This is a genomic window from Duganella caerulea, assembly GCF_040362985.1.
GTDB classification, from domain to species: domain Bacteria; phylum Pseudomonadota; class Gammaproteobacteria; order Burkholderiales; family Burkholderiaceae_D; genus Rugamonas; species Rugamonas vulcania.
The window spans coordinates 1-2485 of sequence record NZ_BPWJ01000029.1; the positions used below are offsets into that span (position 1 = coordinate 1).

At 57.0% G+C, this 2485-nt stretch carries 3 protein-coding genes and 1 rRNA gene; 2 read left to right on the forward strand and 2 right to left on the reverse strand.

The annotated features are described in order from the left end of the window. Positions 1 to 103, forward strand: a 5S ribosomal RNA gene (gene rrf, locus ACUJB0_RS31660); the annotation flags it as partial. Positions 104 to 197: 94 nt separating this feature from the next. Here rrf and ACUJB0_RS31665 read toward each other — a convergent pair. Beyond that, positions 198 to 725, reverse strand: a complete 528-nt coding sequence (locus tag ACUJB0_RS31665; RefSeq protein ID WP_444848727.1) for a porin family protein — start codon at positions 723 to 725, stop codon at positions 198 to 200. A gap of 106 nt (positions 726 to 831) precedes the next feature. Beyond that, on the reverse strand, positions 832 to 1728 hold the full coding sequence (locus ACUJB0_RS31670) for an AraC family transcriptional regulator (RefSeq protein WP_444848728.1): 897 nt from the start codon (positions 1726 to 1728) through the stop codon (positions 832 to 834). A 187-nt stretch (positions 1729 to 1915) separates the two neighbouring features. Here ACUJB0_RS31670 and ACUJB0_RS31675 point away from each other — a divergent pair, with 187 nt between their 5' ends. Continuing rightward, on the forward strand, positions 1916 to 2200 hold the full coding sequence (locus tag ACUJB0_RS31675) for an SDR family NAD(P)-dependent oxidoreductase (RefSeq protein ID WP_117015933.1): 285 nt from the start codon (positions 1916 to 1918) through the stop codon (positions 2198 to 2200). Positions 2201 to 2485 lie beyond the last annotated feature (285 nt).

The following is a 2485-nucleotide window of genomic DNA, read 5'->3' on the forward strand; positions in this document are numbered from 1 at the left end:
ATAGCAAGTTGGTCCCACCCCTTCCCATCCCGAACAGGACCGTGAAACAACTCTGCGCCGATGATAGTGCTGCAACCAGTGTGAAAGTAGGTTATCGTCAGGCTAGTTATAAGAAGAAGCCCGCTCAGTGAACTGAGCGGGCTTTTTTGCGTCTAAAATTCTAGGGCCATTTCAGCGCGGCACTGCCGCGCTTCATGTTAGAACTGGTAGCGTGCGCCGAACGAGATCAGTGAGACCTCGCTCTTGGTGAGGTAGCTGCCTTCCAGGCTCAGCGACCAGCTGCGGTTGAAGGCGTAGCGAGCGCCCAAGCCGAACATTGGATCGGTATCGGTACGGTCATCCGTCGAGGAGCGGGTAGCTTTCATTGTCGTGCGTCCGACGCCGGCGCGGCCGAACAAACTGAAGTGCGAATCTAGCGGCAGGGTCCCCATCAACGCAATGCCGTAGTGACGATCCGGGTAATAGCCGGGCTTGGACAAAAAACCGCGGAAGGGTGAGAAGCTCAGGCTGCGCGTATAAACTTCAAAACCCAGGTTGGGCGTGTACTGGTAGCCGGCCGTGGCGCTCAGCGAGATATCGTTGCTGCTGTCGGCATATTTCGATGAAACAGAGGCGCGGGCGAGATCGACACCTACATACGTGCCTGGCTCGAAGGATGCCGCAAACGCGGGCGTGACCGCGCCCAATACCGCAAGCGCCGCGGCGCCACAAAGGATAGATCGCATATTACTCCTGATAGAAAATGCAGCATTGACTAATTTGCAATGCCAGCATCGCCGCATACTATCGTGTAATTATTTTAAAATCAACCTTCGTGGTTCGGGGAGCGGCCTAAGGAAAGCTTGTCATTTGCGCCGGCCGCACCGCCAGATGACGCCGCATTGCGCTGGCTTCCTCGCCAGGGCTGCGGCCGAAGTAGCGTTTGAACTCGCGGCTGAATTGAGACGGGCTTTCATAGCCGACTTGGGCCGATGCCGCTTGGGCAGTTATATCGTTGCGCGCCATCAGGAGCCGGGCCTGGTGCAGGCGCGCCGACTTCAGGTACTGGATAGGCGAGCATTGCGTCACCGCCTTGAAATGCACATGGAAGGCCGGCACGCTCATGCTAGCCTCGGCCGCCAGCGTGCCGACGTCGATGTCGGCAGCGTAGTCGGCGTGGATGCGGCGCAGCGCCTTGGCGATCCGTCCGAACTGACCTTGGCTGGTCAGCGCCGCGCGCATTGCCGCGCCTTGCTCCCCCATCAGCACACGATAACAAATTTCACGCACAATGCCCGGGCCGAGCACGCGCGCCTCCAGAGGCGAGTTCAGCGCTTCAAGCAGGCGCAGCACGGTCTCGCTCAGGCGCTCATCCATGCGCGTGGTCATCATGCCCTTGGGCATGGCGGGTAGCTCGTTCTGGATCTGATCGATGGCGAACATCAGATCGGCCAGGGTGGTGCGGTCGACCCGAATCGACAACCCCAGGAAGGGTTCTTCCTCGGTGGCCTCGGTGGCGCTGGTGAAGGGCATGGGCACCGCGACCACCAGATAATGGTCCGCGTCGAATTCCAGTACGTCGTTGCCGAAGTAGGCGCGCTTGCGTCCCTGCAGCACGATGGCGATGCAAGGATCGGACATGGCCGGCGTCTTGGTGGTGCTGCAGTTCGAGCGCGTCAAGCGTACGTCGTCCAGCGCCGTCAAGGTATAGCCCTCGGCATGCGCTAGCTGTTGATGTAGGGCGATCATGCGTTTCACGCTGGCTCCTTCCAAATTCACTGATGAATAGGAATGATCCATGATTCTGCACCTCGTCGCCACCAATGTGCTGCGCTTTTATAGGATTAGGCAATAAGTGCATAGGCATGTGCATTCGCAGCATTTGCTTGAGGCCGTAAGATGCAGTCTGGTGTTATTGCTTTGAAAGGAGCGCGTCATGACAGCAGCTATTCAAACACATCGAAAGGTCATCCTGATTGCCGGCGCCTGCCGGGGAAGCGGTCCGGCCACGGCGCGCCAGCTGGCTGGCGAGGGACATCACGTCGTGCTCGGTGCGCGCCGTTCCAGCAAACTAACCGCCCTGGTTACCGAGATCCGCAAGGCTGGCGGTTCGGCCGAGTGGTATGTGCTGGACGTCAGCCAGCCAGACGAGATGCGCGAATTCCTGGCATTTGCCGAGGATGTACACAAGCGCGTGGACGTTGTCATCCATAACGCCTGACGAGACCTGCAAAAAGTCCTTGTCAATTCGGGTGAGCATTTGCTATAGTTCGCCCCCTCGCAGAACACAGCACATGTTGCTAAGTGAAGCGAGAAAAAAAACAGGCTTGACGAGATAAACGAAACACTTCATAATCTTGCCTCTTCGCTGATGAACACAACGCTTCTTCAGCAGGCAGTACCGAATAAAGTTCTTTAAAAATTAACAGTCGATAAGTGTGGACGTTTGATGAAAGTGCACAGCAGACTAGTTCTGCTGATACTTAAAATATCAAATGTTCACAAA